We start from the raw sequence: 21,989 nt of genomic DNA, 5'->3' as shown, positions 1-21,989 counted from the left end.
CGCTCATGAGCAGGCGAACAGTCATGTGGTGCGTGGCGGCGGCCGCCACCGGTCTGCTGATCGGCGCGCCCGCCGCCAACGCCGACGAGGACCCGGCCACCGTGCCGTCGCGGACGGCGCTGTCGGTGCGGACGCCCGGCGGATTCTCCTGGGGCACCGCCAACGAGCACGAATCGCGGTCGGCGCTGTCGATGTCGAAGCTCTACATCGTCGACTACGCCCTGCGCCACGGCGACGGCGCGCCGGAGGACCGCGCGCTGGCGGAACGGATGATCCGCGACTCCGACGACGGCGCGGCCACCCAGCTGGCGAACAAGTATCCCCAGGCCATCGAAGCCACCGCGAGCGAATACGGGCTGCGCGCGACGCATGGCAGCGCCGACTGGGGCCGGTCCAGCACGAGCACCGCCGATCTCACCGAGTTCCTGGTCACCAAGCAGCGCACCGATCCGGGCTCGCCGATCTTCGGCTGGATGGCGGACGCGAGCAACACCGCCGCCGACGGCACGCCCCAGAACTGGGGCACCGCCCAGCTGCCCGGGGTGCAGGGCAGCAAGTGGGGCTGGTCGGACCTGGACACCCCCGAGGTGGCCTCCGCGTCCTTCGGCACCGGGTTCTCGGTCGCCGCCCACACCTACGGCACCCCGGCCGAGCAGTCCGCCGATGTGCTCGACGCGCTGCCCGCGGTGCTCCTGCGGCTGGTCAGCGGGCGCTAGTCCATGTGCGGATAGCGGTAGCCGGTCGGCGGGACGAAGGTCTCCTTGAGCACGCGCGGGGCGACCCAGCGCAGCAGGTTCAGCGGAGAGCCCGCCTTGTCGTCGGTGCCGGAGGCCCTGGCGCCACCGAACGGCTGCTGACCGACCACCGCGCCCGTGGGCTTGTCGTTGATGTAGAAGTTGCCCGCCGCGTAGCGCAGTGCGGCGGCGGCCTTCTCGATCACCGCGCGGTCGCGGGCGAAGACCGCGCCGGTGAGCGCGTAGGGCGAGGTCGAATCCACCTCGGCCAGCAGCACCTCGAAGGCGTCGGGCGCGTCGTCGTCGTAGACGTACACCGAGAGGATCGGCGCGAAGTACTCGGTCCGGAAGGCCTCGTCGTGCGGATCGTCGGCGAGCAGCACCGTCGGCCGGACGAACCACCCCACGCTGTCGTCGTAGGTGCCGCCCGCGGCGATGGTGATTCCCGCGTCCCTGGCGCGCTCGATGGCGGCCACCGACTTGTCGTAGGCGCGCTGATCGATCAGCGCCCCACCGAAATTCGCGAGATCGGCGACATCGCCGTAGGTCAGCTCCCCCACCGTGGCCAGGAACTTCTCGCCCATCGTCCGCCACAGCGATCGCGGCACGTAGGCGCGCGAGGCGGCCGAGCACTTCTGGCCCTGATACTCGAAGGCGCCGCGAATCATGGCCGTGGACAACGCCTCCGGATCGGCGGAGGGGTGCGCCAGGATGAAGTCCTTGCCGCCGGTCTCCCCGACCAGGCGCGGATAGCTGTGGTAGCCACCGATATTCGCGCCGACCTGCTGCCACAGGTGCTGGAAGGTGCGGGTCGAGCCGGTGAAATGAATACCGGCCAGGCGCGGATCGGACAGCGCGATCTCGGAGAGGTTCCTGCCGTCGCCGGTGACCAGATTGATCACCCCGGGCGGCAGGCCCGCCGCGATCAAGATCCGCATCGTGACCCACGCCGCCAAGGTCTGGGTGGGTGCGGGCTTCCAGATCACGGTATTGCCCATCAGCGCGGGCGCGGTGGGCAGATTGCCCGCGATGGCGCTGAAGTTGAACGGGGTAATCGCGTAGACGAAGCCCTCCAGCGGCCGGTAGTCCATCCGGTTCCAGACGCCGGGCCCCGATCGCGGCTGCTCCTCGAGGATCTGCCGCGCGTAGGCGACATTGAACCGCCAGAAGTCGACCAGCTCGCACGGCGCGTCGATCTCGGCCTGCACCGCCGACTTGGACTGCCCGAGCATGGTCGCCGCCGCCACGGTCTCACGCCACGGTCCCGACATCAGATCGGCCGCGCGCAGGAAGACCGCGGCCCGCTCGTCGAAGGACAGGTCGCGCCACTGCGGCGCCGCCAGCACCGCCGCCTCGATCGCGTCGCTCGCCTCCTCGTGCGTGGTGTCGGTGTAGGTCCCCAGCACCAGCGATCGCCGGTGCGGCGCCACGATCCCGTGCCGCTCACCGTCGCCGCCCCGCTCCTGTCCCCCGATCACCAGCGGCACGTCGACGCACTCCCCCGCGATCTCGGCCAGCCGCGCCCGCAGCCGCTCCCGCCCCGCCGTCCCCGGCGCGTACGACTGCGCTGGCTCGTTCGCGGGCACCGGAACCACCGTGACAGCGTCCATACTCCGAGGCTATCGCCGCGGCCCCGAGATCGCCCGGATCGAGATGTCGCTCGGCGCGTGGCGGATGGCTACAGCGGCGCCCACAGGTACCAGTTGAGCTGGGTCGATTCGAACGAGCCGCCGGGCGCGGCGACCTCGACGATGACCGGCTGGCCGACGCCGTCGACGGCACGGCGCACCGCGAGGGTGAACGGCTCACCGGCGCGGGGACGCCAGGCCGTGACGGTGGCGTTGGCGCCGACGGCGGCGCCACGGGTGGTCGTGGGGTCCGCCGTGGCGTGCCGGTCGAGATAGGCGTCCGCGTCGGCGGACGTGGCGTACTGGGTGTACCAGGAGGTGACGCCCTGGGAGTCGGTGCAGGTGATCTGCCGGATCGGCACCGGATCACCGGTGTGCACGACCAGCGCGCCCGTGGCGAAACACGTCGATTCCGACCAGCCGGTGGCGGTCGGGTCCTTCGGCAGGATCTGGGAGAAGTCGTAGAGCAGCGAGCGGTGCTCGCCCCACGACGCCACCGGCGGCGGCGCGATCCGGCCGGGTCGCACGAACTTCCAGTAGATCGCGCCGATCCCGACCACGCCGATACCGGCGACCATGGCCAGGACCAGCAGGGCGACCGCGAGCGCGCGCCAGCGCGACGACACCGCCTTGCGCGGTGAGGCGGATCGCGCGGCCGGATACGAGCCGTAGCCGGGCGGTCCCGCGCTCCAGCCGGGGCCACCGGCGATCGGCGGCCGGGCTCCAGAAGGTGGCGCCGTCACCAGGGTCGCCGTCGAGCTCGACGTCGGCAATGCGCCGGCTCGCTGCGGCGCCGAACCTCCCGGACCGGGAGCGCGCACCCCCTGCGATGCCGGCGCATGCGCCGCCGGCGCAAGGGCCGACAGCACTGGATGATTCGGCGCGGACGTGGCCGACGGCTGTGCCGACGCGCCGGTCACGCCACCCAGCGCATCCACCGCCGCCTGCGCGAACTCCGCACAGCTGCCGAACCTTTCGGCCGGGTCCTTGGCGAGCGCCCGGGCGATCACGGCATCGATCCCGGGCGGCAGGGTCGGCACCGTCGCGGACGCGCGCGGCACCGGCTTGCTCAGGTGCGCGGCCACCACCGCGCCGGGATTGTCGGCGGGGAACGGACTTTCGCCGGTCAGCAGGGTGAACAGGGTGCAGCCCAGGGAGTACTGGTCGGAGCGGTGGTCCACCGGCGCGCCGGAGAGCTGCTCCGGGGAGGCATAGGCGAGGGTGGCCAGGAAGGCCCCGGTGCGGGTCAGCTGGCGAGCGTCACCGCGCAGGCGGGCGATGCCGAAGTCGGTGAGCAGCACACGGTCGCCGGTGCGGGCGGCGGCCAGCAAGATGTTGGCGGGCTTCACATCCCGGTGCAGAACCCCGCGCTCGTGGGCGTAGTCCAGCGCCTCGGCGGTCTGGGCGACGATGTCGATCGCGCGCGCGGGTGCCACCGGCGAATTCCGGAACACCGACGCGTCGGTGCCGTCGACGTACTGCATGGAGATCCACATCAGCCCGTCCTCGACGCCGCGGTCGAGCACCGACACGATGCCGGGATGGTCCAGGTGCGCCGACACATCGGCCTCGCGTTCGAACCGCCCGCGCACCTCCGGGTCCGACGACAGTTCGCGATTCAGTAGTTTCAGCGCCACCTGACGCGGCAGCCGCGGATGCGCCGCCAGGTAGACGGTTCCCATCCCACCCCGGCCGAGCAGCCGTTCGATCCGATACCCGGCGAAGACCGTACCCGCGCCGAATTCCACCCCGTGCATCCGTGACGAGCCTTTCGATCCCATACCGCTCCGACTGCCGGACCCTAGCCGATCCGGCAGCCGGAACGCGAGATCAGCGCAGATCGTCGGCGATGATCCGCTCGATATTGCGCTCGGCCAGCGCGGTGATGGTGACGAACGGATTCACGCTGGTATTGCCGGGAATCAACGCGCCGTCGATGACGTAGAGGCCCGGATAGCCGTGCAGGCGACCGTAATTGTCGGTGGCCTCGTTGAGCACGCAACCGCCCAGCGGGTGATAGGTGAAGTCGTCACCCCAGGTCTTGTAGACGCCGAACAGATCGGTCCGGTAGATCGTGCCCTCCTTCTTGTTGATCTTGTCGAAGATCCGCTTGGCCGCGTCGATCGAGGACTGGTTCCAGGCGGTCTGCCAGTTCAGATCCACCTTGCCGGTGCCGGAGTTGAAGGTGAATTTGCCCCGGTTCGGGTTCTTCGTGATCGCCAGGTACAGGCTGACATAGGTCTCGATGCCGGACGGGAACGGCGCGACCTCGGCGAAGGCCGGACCGCCCGCGTCGGCCCAGTTGTCGATGCCGAGGCAGGGCATGGCCGACTGCAGACTGCCGGTGGCGTCCCACATGTGGTTGGCCCGGCCGACCATGACATTGCCGTTGTTGCCCCACTTCTGCCCCACCGCGTCGGACAGATTGCGCAGCTGCCCTTTGGCTTTCAGCGCGACCAGCAGCTTGCTGGTACCGACGCTGCCCGCCGCGAAGAACACGCGGTCCGCGACGACCTTCTTGGTCGAGGTGGTCCGGCCCTGGGTGTCGATCACGGCCATCTCCACCTCGTAGCCGCTGCCGCTGGGCGTCACCGAGGTGACCATGTGCTGGGCGGCGATGGTCACCTTGCCGGTGCCGGTGGCCGCCGCCAGGTAGGTCTTGTCCAGCGAGCGCTTGCCCGCGTTGTTGCCGTAGATCACCTCACCCGCCAGCGCGGAGCGGCGCACCGTGTTCGCCTGTTCCTTCTTCATGTACTCGAAGTCGTAGACGTTGGGCACGAAAGTCCAGCCGAAACCGGATCTTTCGGCATGTTTGCGGCCGACCCGCGCGAACTGGTAGCACTCGGCCGACTCGAACCAGTTCTGGTCGATGGTGTTGACTCCGAGCGCGCTGTTGGCGCGTGGGTAGTAGGTGGCGTACATCTCGTCGGCATTCACCGAGGGCAGGATGGCGCCGAAGTTCTCCCGCTTGGGCGTCACCGCCATGCCGCCGTTGACCAGCGAGCCGCCGCCGACGCCGCGGCCCTGGTAGACCCGGATGCCACCGAAGCCCTCGGAGTCGAGCACGCCGGTGTAGCGGTCGATGTCCTTGTTGTAGGACCCGCCCATGAAGTACCCCACCGGCTGATCGGTGGTCTCGCGCAGCCAGTAGGACCGGCCGTCGGGCTTCAGGACCGGACAGAAGATGTCGCCGTCGGGCCCGGGTTTCGTCCAGGACATGCCCATCTCGGCGACGAGGACGTCGACGCCTGCCTGGGCCAGGCGCAGCGCGGCGACCGATCCGCCGTACCCGCTGCCGATCACCAGGGCGGGTACCTTGTCACCGTCGGCCGCGGGCGCCGCCGCGGCGACCGCGCGACTCGCCAGCACGGCCGCCCCTAGCGTGAAACCTGTTGCAGCTAGGAACCCGCGGCGCGAAATACCCCCGGTGTATTGGTACTGACCTGGCTTTTCATACAAGAATTCACGCACCGAGCGGCTCCTCATCGAGACTGCAATGAGAACCTGTTATACCGAGACTTTCAGTGAAACAACCGCGTTTCGAACAAACGAAACCCCGGGCACGCGGGTGCCCGGGGTTTGCGGAAGCGGTGGGTCAGGCCAGCCGTTCGGCCGCGGCGGCCACCCGTTCGTCGGTCGCGGTGAGCGCGATGCGCACATGTTCCGGCGAGCGCGGGCCGTAGAAATCACCGGGCGCGGCGAGGATTCCACGCTCGGCGAGCCAGTCCAGGGTGCGCCGGCACGACTCCCCGCGGGTGACCCACAGGTACAGCCCGGCGTCGGAGAAGTCGATGCGGAAACCGGCCTCCTGCAATGCCTTTCGCAGGATCTCGCGACGGGCGCGGTAGCGCTCGCGCTGGCGCGCCTCGTGCTCGTCGTCGCTCAGCGCGGCGGTCATCGCCGCCTGGATCGGGAACGGCAGCATCATGCCCGAGTGCTTGCGCACCTCGAGCAGTTCGGCGACCAGCTCCGGATCGCCCGCGACGAAGCCGGCGCGGTAGCTGGCGAGATTCGAGGTCTTCGACAGCGAGTGGATCGCCAGCAGACCGGTGTGGTCGCCGTCGCACACGCGCGGGTCGAGAATCGAGACCGCCTCGCCCTCCCAGGTCAGACCCAGGTAGCACTCGTCGGAGGCGACGATCGCGCCGCGCTCGCGGGCGAACGCGACCACCTTGCGCAGATGCTCGATCCCGAGCACCTTGCCGGTCGGGTTCGACGGCGAGTTCACGAAGATCAGCGCGGGCTTCTGCGGGCCGATCTGGGTGAGCCCGTCCGCGCGCCACGGCTTCGCCCCCGCCAGCAGCACGCCGACCTCGTAGGTCGGGTACGCGATCTCGGGAATCACGACCAGATCCTCCGAGCCCAGCCCGAGCAGACGCGGCAGACCGGCGATGAGCTCCTTGGTGCCGATCACCGGCAGCACGGCGCCCGGATCGACGCCGGTGATCCCGAACCGGCGCGCCAGCGCCGCCACGGCGGCGGCGCGCAGCTCAGGGGTGCCGTGCGTGGTCGGGTATCCGGGTACCTCGGCCACCGACCCCAGCGCCGCCTGGATCAGCGGATCGACCGGGTCGACCGGCGTGCCGACCGAGAGGTCGACGAGCCCGCCGGGATGCGTGGCCGCCTTCTCCTTGACCGCGGCGATCGTGTCCCAGGGAAAATCGGGCAGCAGGCTGCTGACCCTCATTCTTCTGCCATGGGGGGCAGCGCCTTGATGAAGGCCGGGTCGAAGTCGACCTTGCCCACTTTGGTGGCGCCGCCGGGGGAACCGAGCTCGTCGAAGAAGTCGACATTGGCGTTGATGTAGCCGCTCCACTGGTCCGGGGTGTCGTCCTCGTAGAAGATCGCCTCCACCGGGCAGACCGGCTCACACGCACCACAGTCAACGCACTCGTCGGGTTGGATGTAGAGCATGCGGCCACCCTCGTAGATGCAATCCACGGGGCATTCCTCGATGCACGCCTTGTCCTTCACGTCAACGCACGGTTCAGCGATGATGTACGGCACTGCCGTTCTCCTAGTCTGTCCTCACCTGCGGTGGTACTCCGCCACCGAAACCCTATCCCGAGACCGCACCTCAGTCCCAGGTCAGCCTGCCCTAACTCACACTCTCGATCAGCCGATCACTCTTTCCCTCCGGCGTATCGGGCCCTGGATTCGGGATCAGCCGATCGACAGCGGCAGCGCCACCGGCTTGGGTGGCACCTGTCCGTAGACGGTGGTGCGTTCGCGCACCGGCCGGTCGATGCCCGCGGCGATCTCGGTGAGTTCGGCCACAGTCTTGGCCGAGCCGTGCTGGGAGCCGGCCATCCGGGAGATGGTCTCCTCCATCAGGGTGCCGCCGAGGTCGTTGGCGCCGCCGGTGAGCATCACCTGGGTGCCGACGGTGCCGAGCTTGACCCAGCTGGTCTGGATGTTGTCGATACGGCCGTGCAGCATGATCCGGGCCAGGGCGTGCACCGCGCGGTTGTCGCGGTTGGTCGGGCCCGGCCTGGCCGCGCCCGCCAGGTAGAGCGGGGCGCTCTGGTGCACGAACGGCAGCGGGACGAACTCGGTGAAGCCGCCGGTCTCGTCCTGGATGCCGCGCAGCACCCGCAGGTGCCCCACCCAGTGCTTCGGGTTGTCGACGTGGCCGTACATCATCGTCGAGCTGGACCGGATGCCCAGCTGGTGCGCGGTGGTGATCACCTCGATCCAGGCCGAGGTGGGCAGCTTGCCCTTGGTGAGGACCCAGCGCACCTCGTCGTCGAGGATCTCGGCCGCGGTGCCCGGAATCGAGTCGAGCCCGGCCTCTTTCAGCGCCGCGAGCCAGTCGCGGATGCTCTGGCCGCCGCGGGAGGCGCCGTTGACGATCTCCATCGGGCTGAACGCGTGCACGTGCATCGACGGGACGCGGGCCTTGATCGCGCGGACCAGATCGGCGTACCCGGTGACCGGCAGCTCGGGATCGATGCCGCCCTGCATGCAGATCTCGGTGGCCCCGTCGACGTGCGCTTCCCAGGCGCGGTCGGCGACCTCGTCGGTGCTCAGCGTGAACGCGTCGGCATCGCCCTTGCGCTGGGCGAACGCGCAGAACCGGCAGCCGGTGTAGCAGATGTTGGTGAAGTTGATGTTCCGGTTCACCACGTAGGTGACGTCGTCGCCGTTGACCGTGCGGCGCAGCGAATCGGCCAGTGCGGCAATGGCGTCCATGTTCACGCCGTCGGCGGTGGCCAGCGCGAGATACTGATCGTCGGTCAGGCCGGCCGGATCCCGCTCGGCGGCGCGCAGGGCGGCCAGGACGTCGGAATCGAGCCGCTCGGGCGCGGTGACGGCCAGGTCGCGGGCGTGTTCGCGGATGGTCTCCCAGTCGCCGAAGGCGCCGACGACTTCCTGACCGAGGCCGGAATCGCTGCGGCTCTCGGTGTTTCGGCCCTCGGTGTCGATGGCGGTGTTCAGGTCGACGCGCCCGACCGAGTCCCACGATTCGTCCGGCTCCTGCCACGGCAGGCCGACCGGCAGCGCGTCGGGCCTGGCGAGCCCCGTCGCCGGGTCGGTGAGCGCGGCGACGTGCGCGCCGATGCGCGGATCGATCCACGGGTGCCCGGCGCGCACGTATTTCGGGTGCGCGGAGGTGCGCTCCACCAGCGTGAAGCCGGCCGCCTCGGTGATCTCGCGCAGGGTGTCCAGGTTCGGCCACGGGCGTTCGGGATTCACGTGGTCGACCGTCACCGGCGACACCCCGCCCCAGTCGTCGATGCCCGCGTCGATCAGGGCGCGGCAATCGCTGTGCGAGACCAGGTTCGGCGGCGCCTGTACCGGAACATCCGGTCCCAGCAGCAGTCTCGTGACCGCGACGGTGGCCAGGAACTCGGCGACATCGGCGTCGGGGACATCGCGCATGGCGGTGTCGTCCTTGGCCCGGAAGTTCTGCACGATCACTTCCTGGATGTGCCCGAACTCGCGGTGCTGCTTGCGAATCGCCATGATCGACTCGGCGCGCTCGGTGAGCGTCTCGCCGATGCCGACCAGGATGCCGGTGGTGTAGGGCACCGAGAGCCTGCCCGCGTCGGTGATCGAGCGCAGCCGCACGGCCGGGTCCTTGTCGGGGCTGCCGTAGTGGCACTGGCCCTTCTCGGTGAACAGCCGCGTCGAAGTGGTCTCGAGCATCATCCCCATCGACTGCGCGACCGGCTTGAGCCGGGCGATCTCGGCCCAGCTCATCACGCCGGGGTTCAGATGCGGCAGCAGGCCGGTCTCCTCGAGCACCAGGATGGAGACGGCGCGCAGGTAGTCCAGGGTGGAGTCGTAGCCGCGCTCGTCGAGCCACTGCGCGGCCTCGGGCCAGCGGTCCTCGGGCCGGTCGCCCAGGGTGAACAGGGCTTCCTTGCAGCCGAGCGCGGCGCCCTCGCGGGCGATCGCGAGCACCTCGTCCGGTTCCAGGAACATGCCGTGGCCCTCGGCGCGCAGCTTGCCCGGCACCGTCACGAACGTGCAGTAGTGGCACTTGTCCCGGCACAACTTGGTGAGCGGGATGAAGACGTTGCGCGAATAGCTGATCGTGCGCGGCCTGCCCGCCGACTCCAGGCCGGCGTCGCGGACCCTGGCCGCGCTGGCGCACAGATCGGCGAGATCGTCGCCGGTCGCGTGCAGCAGGACGGTGGCCTCGTCGACATTGAGGGTGACACCGTCGCGTGCCCGGCGCAGCGCCCGGCGCATGGCGGCGGGACTCGGCGGCGGCAGGGGAACGCTCGGGTTCGGAAGCTCGGTCACCCCGTCGATCATGCGCTACTTCTTTCCCGAACGTGCGGTCGGCTGGTCACGAGCCCGGACGGGCACGAGTTTGTCGTCCTCGTCGCACGACAACCCTCCGCACGACCCCGCGTATTCCCGAGGGGGTGAACTCACCGGCCGCGCATGCAACCATGGCCTCATGTCGCTGCCGCGTTCCACCATTCTGGCCGAACCGGCCTGGCGTCCGAGTGCCAAGGCCAAGCTGCTGTGGGCGCTGGAGAACGCGATCGCGGTCGCGGTGCTGTGCGTGGTGCTCGTCGGGTGGGCGCTGCTCGACGCCGACCGGCGCGGGTGGCAGCTGGTCGCGGCCGTGCTCGTCGTCGCGTGCGCGGTGCTCGGGGTGGTCGTGGTGCCACTGTGGCGCTACGCGGTACATCGCTGGGAGGTCACCGACGAGGCCGTGTACACCCGGGTCGGGTGGCTGGACCAGGAGTCGCGGGTCGCGCCGATCTCGCGGGTGCAGACCGTCGACACCGAGCGCGGGCCGCTGGAGCGGATGCTCGGGCTGGCCACGGTCACCGTGACCACGGCGTCCTCGGCGGGCGCGGTGAAGATCAGCGCGCTGGATCTCCCGGTCGCCGAACAGACCGTGGCCCGGCTGGCCGCCATCGCCGCCCAGCACCGCGGGGATGCCACGTGAGCACCCCGCCCGCGCCGCAGGCCGAGTGGCAGCGGCTCGACCCGCGCATGCTCATGGTCTATCCGATCAACGAGATCATGAAATACATTCCGGTGCTGCTCGGTTCGATCATCGTCGGCACCACCAGCGGCAATCCGCTCTGGAGCCTGATCCCGGTGACCCTGGTCGCGGGGTTCGGCGTCGCGCGCTGGTTCACCACCTCCTACCGCATCGACGCCGATCACGTGCAGCTGCGCAGCGGGATCGTGCAGCGCCGGACCCTGTCGGTGCCGCGCCCGCGGATCCGTTCGGTGGACGTGGAAGCGCCGCTGCTGCACCGCGCGCTCGGGCTGGCGGTGCTGGCGATCGGCACCGGCAAGCAGACCGACAAGGGCGAGGAGTTCAAGCTCGACGCGCTCGACACCAGCCGTATCCCCGCGCTGCGGGCCGAATTGCTCTCGCACACCGGGCAATTCCCCACCGACCAGCCGGAGTCACCGGGCGTCCCGCATGTCGCACCGCACGACGCCGCCGCCGAATCGGGGGTCGAGATCGGGCACTGGCGGGCCGCGTGGGTGCGCTACGCGCCGCTGTCGCTGACCGGGCTGGCCGTCGTCGCGCCGATCGCGGGCCTCGGCGCGCAGTACGGGCTCATCGACATCCTGTCGGAATCACCCGCCGTGCAGCACCTCGACGACGACAGCCCGCCCATCGTCGCGATCGTCATCACCGGACTGACGCTGCTGTCGGTGGCGCTGGTGAGCCTGGCCGCCTGCGCCCAGTACCTCGCGACCTGGTTCGGGCTCAGGGTCATCGACAACGGCGCCACCCTGCACCTGCGCCACGGCCTGTTCACCACCCGCCAGATCACCCTGGACCTGGCCCGGTTCCGCGGCGCGACGCTCAACGATCCGCTGCTGCTGCGCGCCGCCAAGGCCGCGCAGCTGGAGATGATCATGACCGGGGAGAACCCACGACAGAAGATCCTGCCGCAGGCGCCGCGGACCGCGGTCGAACGCACCCTCGACGAACTGCTGCGCACCCGCCGCAAGCCCGACGGGCCGCTCGACGCCGACCCGGCACCACCGGATTCCGGTGCCGAGCCGTCCCGGCCCACGTCAGCCGCGTCGCCGTCGTCGACGACACAGGCGGCACCGCAACCGATCACCGGCACCGCCCTGGGCACGATCGAGCTGATGCGGCACGGTCCGGCGGCGCGGCGGCGCCGCTACACCAAGGCGGCGTGGCCGGTCGGCGGGCTGGTCGTCGTGCTGCTCGCCATCGCCCTGAGCTTCGGCCCGCTGCCGGGCTGGCTCTGGGGCCTGCCGGTGGTGTTCGCCGCGATCATGGCCGCGCTCGCCGAGGACCGCTACCGCAGCCTCGGCCATCGGGTGCTGCCCGGCAGCACCGGACCGACCTGGCTGATCACCCGGCGCGGCAGCCTCGACCGCAATCGCGACTGTCTGGAGGCACCGGGCATCATCGGCTGGACCATCCGCCGGACCTACTGGCAGCGGCGGGCCGGGCTGGCGACCGTCGTCGCGGCGACCGCGGCGGGCAAGAAGGCCTACCTGGTGGACGACATCCCGTTCGACCAGGCCGTCGCCCTCATCGAGGCCGTCACGCCCGGGGTGCAGGGCAGCCGCTGACCGGCGCGGCGCTGCCGCCGACCCTGGGCGGCACCGAGTGTCGGCCCCCGCGCACGCCCGCGCGCGGCGTAGCGTTTCCTCTGGAGCCGTAGTGCGGACGGAGGGTGGTTGGTGTGGAGTTCACCGAGATCATCGAGACCGCGGGTCAGGCGCTCGACGGCGCCGGCGTGGCGGCGATCGTCATCGGCGGGCTCGTCGGGACCGTCAAGTTCCTCCGTGCGCTGGCCGGGCACACGGAGTTCGACCTCGCCTACCGGGTCTACCGGCGCGGCCTCGGCCGAGCCATCCTGCTCGGGCTGGAATTCCTGGTCGCCGCCGACATCATCCGAACCGTCGCCATCGCACCCACGTTCACCAGTGTGGGGGTCTTGGCGCTGATCGTGCTGGTCCGGACGTTCCTGAGCTATTCGCTGGAGCTCGAGCTCACCGGCCGCTGGCCGTGGCAGCAACCGCAACCCGAGGACGCGCCGACTCCGCGCCCGGTGACCTAGACGGCCGCCGCCTCGAGCTCCGGCTTCGGCTCCCCCGCATCGGCTTTCGCATCCCGCATCAGGAGGACCGCGAGCACGGCGGCGGCGACCGAGGCCAGCGCACCGACGCCGAAGGTGACCTGCATGGCGGTGCAGAAGGCATCGCGGGCCAGCCCGATGACGGTGCCGTCACCGGTGCCGAGCGCACCCGCGATCGACTCCTCGGCCACAGCGGGCACCGAATCCGGCATGGCGCCGGCGAAGGTGCCTGCCAGCACCGCGCCGAGCACCGCGACACCCAGCGCCGCACCGGCCTGCTGAATCGTGTCGTTGAGCGCCGAGCCGACGCCGGCGTGGTCCTCGGGCACCGCGCTCATCAGCGCGCCGATCGCGGCGGGCATCGCCAGGCCGCCGCCCGCGCCGAGCAAAGCCATCGCGACGGCGGGCAGGGTGAAGCTCGCCCCGGCGTCGAGGGTGGCCAGCACCGCGAAGCCCGCAGCGACGACGATCAGACCCGCGATGGTGACGATCCGCGCGCCCAGCTTCCCGACCAGCACCGCGCCGATGCCGTTGGCCGCCAGCAGGGTGACCGCCATCGGGGTGAAGGCCAGCGCGGTCCGCATCGGCGAGTAGTCGAGCACGAACTGCAGGTACTGGGTGAGTACCAGGACCAGACCGCCGTTGGCGAAGGTCACCAGGACCAGCGAGAAGCTGGAACCGGTGAAGGTGCGGTTGCCGAACAGCTGCAGCGGCACCATCGGTTCGTCGGTGCGCAGTTCGCGAATCACGAAGGCGCCCAGGGCCAGGACCGTGACGGCGAAGCCGACCAGCACGTCGCGATCGGTCCAGCCCGCGTGCGGCACCGAGATGATGGTCCACACCAGCGCGGTCATGCCGATGATCGAGGTCAGCATGCCGGGCAGGTCGGGCCTGCGCCACGGCCCCTTGGACTCGGGCATCAGCACCAGCGCGGCCACGATGGCGACCGCCGCGATCGGCACATTCATCACGAACACCGAACCCCACCAGAAATGATCGAGCAGCACGCCGCCGACGATCGGGCCGCCGACCATGCCGACCGTGGCCACCGCGCTCCACGCGCCGATCGCCTTGGGTCGTTCGTCGTCGTCGAAGACGGTGATCAGGATCGACAGCGTGCTGGGCATGATCAGCACACCACCGATGCCCATCAGCGCCCGGCCCGCGATCAGCAGTTCGGCGCTGCCCGCGTAGGCGGCCAGCAGTGACGCGCCGCCGAAGAGGACCAGGCCGATCACCATCACCAGCTTGCGGCCGAACCGATCCGACAGGCTGCCCGAGGTGAGCAGCAGGCCGGCGAACACCAGCAGGTAGGCGTCGATGATCCACTGGATCTGCTGGGCGCTCGCGTCGAGATCGGTGGCGATCTGCGGGATGGCGACGGTGAGGACCATGTTGTCCACCACCAGCACCAGCGAGCTCAGGCACAGCACGATCAGGATCAGCCACCGGCGGGGGTTGCGGACCACCGGGTCCGCCGAAGGTGTTGCGAGCGTGTCCATCCTGCTCTCCTCTCGACTATCGTCGCACACTGTGCGGTCATGTCGAACACCGTACGAGAACTGAACGTCGTACGCAATAGGGACAGCGTTCGATGTCCGAACAGTGTTCACAGGGAGCTATGCTGTGCGGACACGCGACGTGGAGACCGACACATCACCAGCACAGGAGGCAGCGATGGCCGCGGGCAGCACGAACTCGACCGAGATCGCATCGGTGTGGACCAGGCCGACCCGCGAACGCCGAGATCAGCCCGCGCTGAGCCGAGATCAGATCGTCGCCGAGGCGATCGCGCTGCTCGACGAAGAAGGCTTCGACGCGCTGAGCATGCGCAAGCTGGGCGCCCGGCTCGGCGCGGGCGCGACCTCGCTCTACACCCATGTCGCGAACAAGGACGAGCTACTCGAACTGGTCGTCGACCAGGTCATCGGAGAGGTCCCGTTCCCGGAGCCGGACCCGGCGAACTGGCGGGCCACGGTGCACGAACAGGCCGACGGCCTGCGCGCGACCCTGCTGGCCCACCCGTGGGTCACCATCGTGTTCGGCAACGCGGCGCTGACCTACCTCGGCCCCAACATGATGCGGCTGACCGACTCGATGCTGTCGCTCGTGGAGGCGGGCGGCTTCCCCGACGACGTCGTCGACGTCACCACCAACACGGCCTTCCGATTCATCGTCGGCTCGTGCGCGAACGAGGCCGTGATGCTGACGACCATCGCCCGCAGCGGACTGCCGCCGCAGCAGTGGGTCGACCGGGTGATGGCGGCCAGCGCCGCCGCGTCGCAGCGGTACCCGCGCCTGCACCGGCGCTATGTCGCCCAGCGCGAGCAGGTCGTCGCCGAGGCGGCGGGCGGGAAGGTGAGTCAGTTCTCCGAGGCGATCGATCTGATCCTGGACGGCGCCGAGACCCGGCGCCGCTGACGTCTCAGCTCCGGAACAGGCCCACGTTGGAGCGGTAGTAGAGGTAGGCGGCCGGCGCGAGCACCCCGCAGGCGAGCAACAGCAGGGTGCGACCGTCGCTGCCGAGCAGCACGTCGCCGCCGGGACCCCGCGAGGCCGCCACCAGGAATCCGAAGACCCACACCACGATCGGCGCGAAGGCGAAACCGAGCCGGGAGGTCACCGATTCCATCCCGTAGACCAGCGCCACATTGATCGGGGCGGCCAGCAGCGCCGCCACCGGCAGCGCGACGGCACCGACGTAGAGCGGCAGGAACAGCACCTCGACGGCCAGCGTGATCAGCGCGTCGACGAGCAGCAGCACCACGATCAACCCCGAGATCACCGGGTCGAACCGGGCGGGCAGACGCACCGACCGCAGCACGGCGGTCGGCGTGCCTGCGGGCTGAGCGGAGTCGGTCACCATGGGGGCGAGTCTATTCGGCCGAACCGGTCGACCGGGCCGCCCGCACGCGTGGCCCGGCGATGCGCCAGCCGATCAGCAACGCGGGCACGATGAGCACCAGGCTCGCCACCGTCCAGGTGCCCACCGGCCGGTCGATCGCCATCAGGACCAGCACGGTGAACAGGAACGCCAACGTCAGCAGGCCGGTGTAGGGCGCGCCCATCATCCGGAACGCGGGGCGCTCGATCCGGCCCTGTCGCCACAGCCGCCACATCTGCAACTGACACAGCACGATGGTGCCCCAGGAGGCCAGGATGCCCAGCGAGGCCAGGTTCAGCACGATCTCGAACGCCTGATCGGGGACGACGCCGTTGAGCACCACGCCGAGCAGGGCGATGCCGAAGGTGAGCAGGATGCCGCCGTAGGGCACGCCGTGGCTGCTCATCACGGCCGTGAACCGGGGCGCGCTGCCGCGCACCGACATCGAGCGCAGGATTCGGCCGGTCGAGTACAGCCCGGCGTTGAGGCTGGAGAAGGCGGCGGTAAGCACCACGATGTTCATCAGCGAACCGATTCCCGGCACGCCGAGCGCGGCGAAGAAGGTGACGAACGGGCTCTCGCCCGCGTGATAGGCGGTGTAGGGCAACAGGAGTCCGAGCAGCAGCAGCGACCCCACGTAGAACACCGCGATCCGCAGGATCACCGAATTGATCGCCCGCGGCATCAGCTTCTCGGCGTCCTTGGTCTCTCCCGCCGCCGTGCCGACCAGCTCGACGGCCGCGTAGGCGAACACGACCCCCGAGGTGACGGTGACCAGCGGCAGGATGCCGGTCGGGAACAGCCCGCCGTACTCGGCGATCATCGGCGGCCCGGTCGGCTCGCCGCGGACGGTGAACCGGCCGAGCAGGAACACCGTGCCGACGACCAGGAACGCGCACAACGCCGTCACCTTCACCAGCGCCGCCCAGAACTCCATCTCCCCGAAGGCCTTGACGCTCACCAGGTTCACGATGAGCACGATCACCAGCGCGATCAGCGCCAGCAGCCACTGCGGCACCACCGTCAGCGGCGACCAGTAGTGGAAGTACAACGCGATCGCGGTGGAGTCGGCGATGCCGGTCATCGACCAGTTCAGGAAGTACATCCAGCCGGCCACGAAAGCCGCCTTCTCCCCGAGGAATTCGCGGGCATAGGAGACGAAGGAGCCCGAGGTCGGCCGGTGCAGCACCAATTCGCCCAGCGCCCGCAGGATGAAGAACACGAACACACCGCAGACGGCGTAGACGATCCACAGCGACGGCCCCGCACTGGCCAGCCTGCCACCGGAACTCAGGAACAACCCGGTCCCGATCGCGCCGCCGATGGCGATCATCATCAGCTGCCGTTTGCCCAGGGACTTGTGGTAACCCGCGTCCTCGTCTTCGAGTTCCGGCCGATCACCCACTGTGGTCATGACGCCACCCCTTGTGCTGAGAACACCCGGATACGCGGACATCGGAAACCTACCGGTCGTCCCACCCGGCAGGCACGGCAACCCCGTGGCTAGCGACTCAGTCGAGGCCGGCGAACAGGTCGTGCTCGAAGCCGTCGGCGCCCACCTGGCCGCGCGTACCGCGCACGAGCGTGAAGTGTTCCTCCGGCAGCACCGGCAACGCGATGTTGTTGGACAGGGCGAACTCCCGGCCACTGGGCGCGACGGTCACCTGGGTGGCGTGCGCGCGCATCGCGGCGCGCTTGGCCGAGACGGCGTCGGAGACGTCGACCACGGTGGTCACGCCCGTCGTCGACATGGCGGCCAGCTCGGCCTCCACCGGCAACCGCCAACCGGCGGGCAGCGCGCCGGGCAACTCGTCGACGGTGCGGCGGGCCAGCGCGGCGGTGTGCTGGCGCAGCAGGTCGCCGTCGGTGACGGTCCAGTAGAACTTGGGCACGTCCCAGCCCCGCTCGGCCGCCGCCGCGACGGCCGCGGTGGTGATCTCGTGCGCGCGGATGTGGTCGGGGTGGCCGTAGCCGCCGCGCGGATCGTAGGTCACCACGACCTTCGGCTTCAGCTCCAGCAGCACCTCGACGAGCGCCTCGACCGCGGCGTCGCCGGAGTTCACGAAGGCCCGTGGATGCGCGGCCGACGGCGTGCCCGCCATGCCGGAATCGCGCCAGCGGCCCGCGCCGCCGAGGAACCACGGCGCGCCCGCGTCCAGCGCGTCCAGCGCCGCGGTGAGTTCGGCGATGCGGTAGCCGCCGAGCTGGTCGGCCTCGGCGGCGATCAGGCCCGCCCAGCGCGCACCGATGACCTCGCCCTCCTCGCCGAGGGTGCAGGTCACCACCGTCACCGGACGGCCGCGCTTGCGATAGTGCGCGATCGTGCCACCGGTGGTGAGGGTTTCGTCGTCGGGGTGGGCGTGCACCAGCAGCAGGCCGCCGGTCTCGCGGGTCGAATGCGTCACGGGATCCTCCGCCATTGCGCCGTGTCTGCGAAGATGCCGACCTGGATCGCACCGGCCAGCGAGACGCCGTCCACCCGCGGGCCCGCCGCGGCGACGACGTTGTCCTGCACGATCGGCAGCACCGTCGACAGTTCCCACAGCTTGGGCTCTGCCTCGGCCAGCACGCGCGGCACCTCGACCCCGCGCAACGCCTCGTCGATCGAGGGTTGCAGGGTCGGGTCGCACACGCCGCCGATGTTGCTGGGCGCCTTGCGGTAGGCCTCGGCCGCCGCCAGCGCCTTGCTGTCGGCGCCGGGAAGCTCCGGCGGGGCGCAACCGTAGCGCGAGGCCAGCACCGTCGCGGGGTCGTCCCCGGCCAGCTCCCAGCCGACGATGGCGTCGATCGCGGATTCGGTGAGGTCCTTGCCGTACAGCTCGTCAGCGGGCACGCCGCGCACGGTGGCATCGATGCCCGCGCTGCGCAATTGGTCGGCGGCGGTATTGGCCACGGCCAGCGCGGCCGCGTCCTCGTTGACGGCGCCGATCCGCACCGACAGACCCTTGCCGTTGCGCGCCACCGAGCGCGGGCGCGGCGCGGGCGAGGTCGGCGAGCCGGTCTGCGGCGTCTCCGGCGCGCGGCCGAAACCGGCCTCGGCCAGCAGCGCGAACGCTTCCTCGGTGCTCAGCCGGGGCGGCGCGGTCGGGACGTAGCCGGGACTCGACGGCGGGAGCACCTGGGCGCGTGCGGGTTCCACCCAGCCGCCGGTCTGCGCGCCGACGGTGGCCAGCAGCGCGGGATCGAGCAGCGCGAGCACCGCCTTGCGCACGCGCACGTCGGTGAGGTCACCCGAGCGGCCGTTGAGCGCCAGTTGCAGCTCGCGGGCCTGCGGCATGATCGTGGTCCGCACCGACGGGATCGCGGCGAGCTGGGCCTGGGTCGCGACGCCGCCGTGCACCAGCGCCATCTGCGCGTCGCCGGTGCGCAGCGACTCGGCCAGCTGTGAAGGCGTACCGCCGCGGCGGAACAGGATCTGGTCCGGCGCGGCCGGGGTGCCCCAGAAGCGGTCGTTGCGCTCGAGCAGTATCTCGTCGCGCCCGCGGTCGACCGACTTGATCGTGAAATTGCCGCCCGAGACCGGAATCCGGTCGACCAGGCCGCTGGTGAACCCGCCCGGCGAGTCCTTCACCAGGTGCGAGGGCAGCAGGTTCGAGAACAGTTCGCGCCAGGCCGGATACGGCTGGGTCAACGTCACGGTGACCGTCTTGCCGCCCCCGGAGGACGCCACGTCCGAGATCAGCCGGTAGCCGGCCGGGTCGACCACGCCGGGCTGGGTCGTCATCTGCTGCCACAGGAACCGGAAGTCCTCGGCCGCGATCGGGGCGCCGTCGGACCAGTTGGCCTGGTTGCGCAGCGTGTAGGTGATCGTGAACGGCTCCTGCGCGGTGACATCGGCCGACTCGATGAGCGAGGCGTCGGGCACCCAGTCGACCACGGCCGGATGCGCCTGCGCCGCCACCGGCCGGAACGGGCTCGGCAGCACCATCGAACTCACCGCGTTGGTGGCGGGCGACTGATCCGAGCGCAGATGCGGATTGAACCCGATCCCGATGTCGTCGATCGCGACCACGACCGTGTTCTTTCCCGGCTTGGCCTGGGTGGTCTTGGGCGAATCGGTGCTCTCGATCGGCGGCGGTGGATTCGCGGTGCAACCGGCGAGGACCGCCGTCGAGGCCGTCATCACCATCACCGCCACGCGCCACCTCGCGCGTCTGACCCCCGAACTCACTCTGGCACCCTACCTCGCCCATCTGTCCGGATCACGGCACCGGTCTCTGCGGAAACGACAGTGGGACGGTACCGAAGTACCGTCCCACTGTCAGAACCTGATCAGGAGTTGCTCACCGCGCGGTCGCGGGCCTTGCGGCGCGACAGGTCGCGCGCACGCTCGTTGGCGCCGAGCACCACCTTGCGCACGCGGACGACCTCGGGGGTGACCTCCACGCACTCGTCGCCGGCGCAGAACTCCATCGCCAGCTCCAGGTCGAGCTGCAACGGCTTGGCCATGGTCTCGAACGTGTCCGCGGTCGCGCTGCGCATGTTGGTCAGCTTCTTCTCGCGGGTGACGTTGATGTCGAGATCCTCGGCACGCGGGTTGATGCCGACGACCATGCCCTCGTAGGTGTCCGAGCCCGGCTCGACGAAGAACTGACCACGGTCGGCCAGCTGGATCATCGCGAACGGGGTGACGGTGCCCGCGCGGTCCGACACCAGCGAACCGGTGTGGCGGGCGCGGATCTCACCTGCCCACGGCGCGTAGCCGTGGGAGACGGCGTTGGCGATGCCGGTGCCGCGGGTCTCGGTGAGGAACACGGTCCGGAAGCCGATGAGGCCACGCGACGGGACGATGAACTCCATGCGCACCCAGCCGGCGGCGTGGTTGCTCATCTGCACCATCTTGCCCTTGCGGGCGGCCAGCAGCTGGGTGATGGCGCCCAGGTACTCGTCGGGGCAGTCGATGGTCAGCTCTTCGAACGGCTCGTGCACCTTGCCGTCGACGGTCTTGGTGACCACCTGCGGCTTGCCGACGGTCAGCTCGAAGCCCTCGCGGCGCATCTGCTCGACCAGGATGGCCAGCGCCAGCTCACCACGGCCCTGCACCTCCCAGGCGTCGGGACGGCCGATGTCGAGCACGCGCAGCGACACGTTGCCGATCAGTTCCTGGTCCAGGCGCGACTTCACCATGCGGGCGGTCAGCTTGTGGCCCTGCACCCGGCCGACCAGCGGCGAGGTGTTGGTGCCGATGACCACCGAGATGGCGGGCTCGTCGACGGAGATACGCGGCAGCGCGACCGGGTTCTCGGTGTCGGCGAGGGTGTCGCCGATCATGATGTCCGGGATACCGGCGATCGCGACGATGTCACCGGCGACGGCGACCTCGCCCGGCTGACGCTCGACACCGATGGTCTGCAGCAGCTCGGTGATCTTGACCTGCTTGGCGCCCTCGGCGTTGATCCAGGTGACGTTCTGACCCTTGCGCAGCTCACCGTTGTGCACGCGAACCAGGGCGAGACGGCCGAGGAAGGCCGAGGCGTCGAGGTTGGTGACGTGGGCCTGCAGCGGCGCCTCCGGGTTGCCCTTGGGCGCCGGGATGTTCTCCATGAGCACGTCGAACAGGGCGTCGAGGTTCTCGGCGTCGGGCGCCGAGCCGTTCTCGGGACGCTCCTTGGAGGCCTTGCCCTCGCGGCCGGAGGCGTACAGGACCGGCAGGTCCAGCGCCAGCTCGGCGGCTTCGGCGGCCTCGTCGTCGAGGTCGGAGGCCAGGTCGAGCAGCAGGTCGTGCGACTCCTCGACGACCTCCTCGATCCGAGCGTCGGGGCGGTCGGTCTTGTTGACGACCAGGATCACCGGCAGCTTGGCCGCGAGCGCCTTGCGCAGCACGAACCGGGTCTGCGGCAGCGGGCCCTCGGACGCGTCGACGAGCAGCACGACACCGTCGACCATGGACAGGCCGCGCTCGACCTCACCGCCGAAGTCGGCGTGGCCGGGGGTGTCGATCACGTTGATGACGGTGACGGAGCCGTCGGGGTGATGGCGGTGGACCGCCGTGTTCTTGGCGAGAATGGTGATGCCCTTCTCGCGCTCCAGATCTCCGGAGTCCATGACCCGGTCGACCAGTTCGGCTCGCTCAGCGAACGCGCCCGACTGACGAAGCATGGCGTCGACCAGCGTCGTCTTGCCGTGGTCGACGTGGGCCACGATGGCGACGTTGCGAAAATCGCGTGTAGACGACACGCCTCAATCCTCCTGC

Annotated in this window: 17 protein-coding genes; 5 read left to right on the top strand and 12 right to left on the bottom strand. The window is 70.1% G+C overall.

The window, feature by feature from the left end:
• The first annotated feature begins 5 nt into the window (after positions 1-5).
• Positions 6-716 (top strand): hypothetical protein, encoded by a 711-nt coding sequence (locus ATM97_RS21690; RefSeq protein ID WP_255588185.1) that lies wholly within the window; start codon positions 6-8, stop codon positions 714-716.
• Here ATM97_RS21690 and pruA read toward each other — a convergent pair.
• From pruA to ATM97_RS21660, 6 genes are all read right to left on the bottom strand, one after another.
• Positions 713-2,344 (bottom strand): L-glutamate gamma-semialdehyde dehydrogenase, encoded by a 1,632-nt coding sequence (gene pruA, locus ATM97_RS21685; RefSeq protein WP_218719877.1) that lies wholly within the window; start codon positions 2,342-2,344, stop codon positions 713-715. The genes ATM97_RS21690 and pruA overlap by 4 nt on opposite strands.
• 68 nt (positions 2,345-2,412) lie before the next feature.
• Entirely contained in the window at positions 2,413-4,119 is a 1,707-nt protein-coding gene (locus ATM97_RS34805; protein WP_218719876.1) for a serine/threonine-protein kinase, read from the bottom strand.
• 73 nt (positions 4,120-4,192) lie between these two features.
• Positions 4,193-5,848: a GMC oxidoreductase gene (locus tag ATM97_RS21675; protein ID WP_255588183.1), complete on the bottom strand. Its 1,656-nt coding sequence runs from the start codon at positions 5,846-5,848 to the stop codon at positions 4,193-4,195.
• Positions 5,849-5,957: 109 nt separating this feature from the next.
• Positions 5,958-7,049 (bottom strand): succinyldiaminopimelate transaminase, encoded by a 1,092-nt coding sequence (dapC, locus tag ATM97_RS21670; RefSeq protein ID WP_218719874.1) that lies wholly within the window; start codon positions 7,047-7,049, stop codon positions 5,958-5,960.
• Positions 7,046-7,369, bottom strand: a complete 324-nt coding sequence (gene fdxA, locus ATM97_RS21665; protein ID WP_189026332.1) for a ferredoxin — start codon at positions 7,367-7,369, stop codon at positions 7,046-7,048. Before fdxA ends, dapC begins: the two co-directional genes overlap by 4 nt.
• A gap of 156 nt (positions 7,370-7,525) precedes the next feature.
• Entirely contained in the window at positions 7,526-10,126 is a 2,601-nt protein-coding gene (locus tag ATM97_RS21660; protein WP_218719873.1) for a bifunctional FO biosynthesis protein CofGH, read from the bottom strand.
• Positions 10,127-10,274: 148 nt separating this feature from the next.
• Between ATM97_RS21660 and ATM97_RS21655 the strand changes: the two genes are divergently transcribed.
• From ATM97_RS21655 to ATM97_RS21645, 3 genes are all read left to right on the top strand, one after another.
• On the top strand, positions 10,275-10,775 hold the full coding sequence (locus tag ATM97_RS21655; RefSeq protein ID WP_218719872.1) for a PH domain-containing protein: 501 nt from the start codon (positions 10,275-10,277) through the stop codon (positions 10,773-10,775).
• A 47-nt stretch (positions 10,776-10,822) separates the two neighbouring features.
• Entirely contained in the window at positions 10,823-12,403 is a 1,581-nt protein-coding gene (locus tag ATM97_RS21650) for a PH domain-containing protein (protein ID WP_218719960.1), read from the top strand.
• A 113-nt stretch (positions 12,404-12,516) separates the two neighbouring features.
• Positions 12,517-12,894, top strand: coding sequence for a DUF1622 domain-containing protein (locus ATM97_RS21645; protein WP_218719871.1), 378 nt, complete (start codon positions 12,517-12,519; stop codon positions 12,892-12,894).
• Here the strand turns inward: ATM97_RS21645 and ATM97_RS21640 are convergent.
• Positions 12,891-14,414 carry an MFS transporter gene (locus tag ATM97_RS21640; protein ID WP_218719870.1) on the bottom strand — a complete coding sequence of 508 codons (1,524 nt, stop codon included), beginning with the start codon at positions 14,412-14,414 and terminating at the stop codon, positions 12,891-12,893. The genes ATM97_RS21645 and ATM97_RS21640 overlap by 4 nt on opposite strands.
• 175 nt (positions 14,415-14,589) lie before the next feature.
• Here ATM97_RS21640 and ATM97_RS21635 point away from each other — a divergent pair, with 175 nt between their 5' ends.
• A complete protein-coding gene (locus ATM97_RS21635) occupies positions 14,590-15,333 on the top strand; it encodes a TetR/AcrR family transcriptional regulator (protein ID WP_218719869.1) in 744 nt (247 codons plus the stop codon).
• Positions 15,334-15,337: 4 nt separating this feature from the next.
• On the opposite strand, the gene ATM97_RS21630 is transcribed toward ATM97_RS21635, so the two are convergent.
• The 5 genes from ATM97_RS21630 to typA all read right to left on the bottom strand — a co-directional run bounded on the left by ATM97_RS21630 (position 15,338) and on the right by typA (position 21,973).
• On the bottom strand, positions 15,338-15,778 hold the full coding sequence (locus ATM97_RS21630) for a hypothetical protein (RefSeq protein WP_218719868.1): 441 nt from the start codon (positions 15,776-15,778) through the stop codon (positions 15,338-15,340).
• Between the two features lie 10 nt (positions 15,779-15,788).
• Complete coding sequence (locus ATM97_RS21625) at positions 15,789-17,210, bottom strand: amino acid permease (protein ID WP_218719867.1); 1,422 nt, start codon at positions 17,208-17,210, stop codon at positions 15,789-15,791.
• 97 nt (positions 17,211-17,307) lie between these two features.
• Entirely contained in the window at positions 17,308-18,216 is a 909-nt protein-coding gene (gene mshB, locus ATM97_RS21620) for an N-acetyl-1-D-myo-inositol-2-amino-2-deoxy-alpha-D-glucopyranoside deacetylase (RefSeq protein WP_218719866.1), read from the bottom strand.
• Positions 18,198-19,919 (bottom strand): ABC transporter family substrate-binding protein, encoded by a 1,722-nt coding sequence (locus ATM97_RS21615; RefSeq protein WP_374104891.1) that lies wholly within the window; start codon positions 19,917-19,919, stop codon positions 18,198-18,200. Before ATM97_RS21615 ends, mshB begins: the two co-directional genes overlap by 19 nt.
• A gap of 149 nt (positions 19,920-20,068) precedes the next feature.
• Positions 20,069-21,973 carry a translational GTPase TypA gene (gene typA / locus ATM97_RS21610; protein ID WP_218719865.1) on the bottom strand — a complete coding sequence of 635 codons (1,905 nt, stop codon included), beginning with the start codon at positions 21,971-21,973 and terminating at the stop codon, positions 20,069-20,071.
• Positions 21,974-21,989 lie beyond the last annotated feature (16 nt).

Origin of the sequence: Nocardia sp. MH4, from assembly GCF_019266065.1 — a bacterium.
Classification (GTDB): Bacteria; Actinomycetota; Actinomycetes; order Mycobacteriales; family Mycobacteriaceae; genus Nocardia; species Nocardia canadensis.
Note: the sequence above shows the minus strand (reverse complement) of the source record. Positions and strands in the feature narration are given on the sequence as shown.

Excerpts from the sequence above, each read along its gene's own strand:
- ATM97_RS21690 (WP_255588185.1), top strand. The coding sequence starts at position 6 with ATGAGCAGGCGAACAGTCATGTGGTGCGTGGCGGCGGCCGCCACCGGT.
- pruA (WP_218719877.1), bottom strand. The coding sequence starts at position 2,344 with ATGGACGCTGTCACGGTGGTTCCGGTGCCCGCGAACGAGCCAGCGCAG.
- ATM97_RS34805 (WP_218719876.1), bottom strand. The coding sequence starts at position 4,119 with ATGCACGGGGTGGAATTCGGCGCGGGTACGGTCTTCGCCGGGTATCGG.
- ATM97_RS21675 (WP_255588183.1), bottom strand. The coding sequence starts at position 5,848 with ATGAGGAGCCGCTCGGTGCGTGAATTCTTGTATGAAAAGCCAGGTCAG.
- dapC (WP_218719874.1), bottom strand. The coding sequence starts at position 7,049 with ATGAGGGTCAGCAGCCTGCTGCCCGATTTTCCCTGGGACACGATCGCC.
- ATM97_RS21660 (WP_218719873.1), bottom strand. The coding sequence starts at position 10,126 with ATGATCGACGGGGTGACCGAGCTTCCGAACCCGAGCGTTCCCCTGCCG.
- ATM97_RS21655 (WP_218719872.1), top strand. The coding sequence starts at position 10,275 with ATGTCGCTGCCGCGTTCCACCATTCTGGCCGAACCGGCCTGGCGTCCG.
- ATM97_RS21650 (WP_218719960.1), top strand. The coding sequence starts at position 10,823 with ATGCTCATGGTCTATCCGATCAACGAGATCATGAAATACATTCCGGTG.
- ATM97_RS21640 (WP_218719870.1), bottom strand. The coding sequence starts at position 14,414 with ATGGACACGCTCGCAACACCTTCGGCGGACCCGGTGGTCCGCAACCCC.
- ATM97_RS21635 (WP_218719869.1), top strand. The coding sequence starts at position 14,590 with ATGGCCGCGGGCAGCACGAACTCGACCGAGATCGCATCGGTGTGGACC.
- ATM97_RS21630 (WP_218719868.1), bottom strand. The coding sequence starts at position 15,778 with ATGGTGACCGACTCCGCTCAGCCCGCAGGCACGCCGACCGCCGTGCTG.
- ATM97_RS21625 (WP_218719867.1), bottom strand. The coding sequence starts at position 17,210 with ATGACCACAGTGGGTGATCGGCCGGAACTCGAAGACGAGGACGCGGGT.
- mshB (WP_218719866.1), bottom strand. The coding sequence starts at position 18,216 with ATGGCGGAGGATCCCGTGACGCATTCGACCCGCGAGACCGGCGGCCTG.
- ATM97_RS21615 (WP_374104891.1), bottom strand. The coding sequence starts at position 19,919 with ATGACGGCCTCGACGGCGGTCCTCGCCGGTTGCACCGCGAATCCACCG.